The sequence below is a fragment of the Actinospica sp. genome, assembly GCF_035552695.1.
GTDB lineage: Bacteria > Actinomycetota > Actinomycetes > Streptomycetales > Catenulisporaceae > Actinospica.
In genome coordinates this window covers 1-1,530 of record NZ_DASZKT010000175.1, presented here as the reverse complement: position 1 = coordinate 1,530, position 1,530 = coordinate 1, and the positions used below count along the sequence as shown (strand labels likewise).

Annotated in this window: 2 protein-coding genes and 1 pseudogene; 1 reads left to right on the top strand and 2 read right to left on the bottom strand. The window is 67.8% G+C overall.

The window, feature by feature from the left end; all coding sequences use genetic code 11:
* Positions 1 to 135, top strand: a pseudogene (locus VG296_RS32975) (lipase); the annotation flags it as partial.
* Between the two features lie 399 nt (positions 136 to 534).
* Here VG296_RS32975 and VG296_RS20445 read toward each other — a convergent pair.
* Both VG296_RS20445 and VG296_RS20440 read right to left on the bottom strand, forming a co-directional pair.
* Entirely contained in the window at positions 535 to 1,251 is a 717-nt protein-coding gene (locus tag VG296_RS20445; RefSeq protein WP_325567956.1) for a hypothetical protein, read from the bottom strand.
* Positions 1,252 to 1,298: 47 nt separating this feature from the next.
* Positions 1,299 to 1,530, bottom strand: a 232-nt coding sequence (locus VG296_RS20440; RefSeq protein WP_325567954.1) for an alpha/beta hydrolase, incomplete at its 5' end; no start/stop codon positions are given.

The following is a 1,530-nucleotide window of genomic DNA, read 5'->3' as shown; positions in this document are numbered from 1 at the left end:
TTCTCCGCCCACGAGCTTTGCAGCGGCTCGTCCTGGCTGAATTCCGTCACCCTCCCCATCACCAGCTCTTACCACCCGACCGCCGCCGGCCAGAAAGACGGCTACCTCCCCGCCTTCACCACCGCGGCCGCATAGGCCGGCTAGTAAGTCGAGGAATCTCACCGCACCCCGCAAAGGCCGGCCAGTAACCCGAGAAATCTCACCGCACACCCAATGCGGATTGTCTTAGGCGCCTCTCGCCGCCGCGCCCGCCCCGCGTGTGCCCGTTTCGTCCGGATTGTCCCTACGGCACCGCGGCCCAGCCCATGATCGTGGTAATTCCGCAGCGTATTATCTGCGGAATTTCCACAAAAAGCGAAATCGTGAGCGATCGCGCGGCACCCGCGCGCGAGCGCCGCGTACCAGCCCGCGCACGGCCCTCACGGTCACCACGCACCACTAAGACGCCCAGCCGCCTCCCACCAGGCTCGGAAGAAAGGAATCGTGTCACGCGCGTGCACCGCGCGGAAAAGCATTCCGTGGCTCAGCCATCGGTCAGCCTGCGGCACAGGCTCTTCGTTCGCTCATGTAGTGACGCGCCTTCGCCGGGTCAGGCGCGCCGTCGAGGAACACGTGGCTGATCATGACGGTGGTGTCGAGCCCGTAAACCGCCTGTCGCGGGGTCAGCGGGGTCGGCGGGGTCGGCGGGGTGGAGCTGCCTGGGTCTCCATAGCCGGCGAGCGCGGCCGGAGTGAGGCTGCCGATATCAGGGAACCCCACGCCAAGCTCGGTGACCGCCGCGAGGTTCTTCAGCCGGTCGCCGATCCGCTCGGCGAGGACCTGGTCGGCGCCATCGCGGGATTCCATGCAGACCAGGTCGAACGGCGGTGCGGGGATCTCGTGAATGGCCCGGATGAGCCTGCCGAACTCCCGATCGGGAAGCTCACTGTCATCGGACTCGACGTACTGCGCGATGGTGAAGTCGACGCCCGTGCCGGAGGTGTGCGCTGCGAACACCTCCGGCACGGGCAGGCCGTGCGCCCGCCGGTGCCTGCTCAGCTCGAAGTCCTGCCGCAACTGCAGGCGCGTGTCGAGCTGGGTCTCGCGGCCGTTGTTCAACCAGCGGGCATGCGGCACCCGGACCGCGACGGGTCCGAGCGACGCGGACTCGCCGCGGTAGACGCGTGCGTCAAGGCCGTGACCGATCTCCCGCAGCCCGGTGATCTCCAGGTGACCATACGAGTCGCGCAGGGTCAGCGAAAGCCGCTCCACAGCCTCCGACCATAGCGAACTGAAGGCCGCGAGGACGGTCAGCAAACCTACCGGCTCCACTGCCTGCGAAGGTGCGGGACGAGGTCGCCAGGGCGCTCTTCCGGGAAGAAGAGCTTCGCGCCGTCGACCTCGATGACTTCGCGCGCCCCGGGGATCAGGTCCCGCAGGTAGTACGCCCACTTGACGCCGAACGTAGGGTCGCCGGTACCCCACACAAGCAGCGTTGGCACGTCAAGGGCGCGCAGCGGCTCGCTGACGGCGTCCATCTCGGCCGGCACC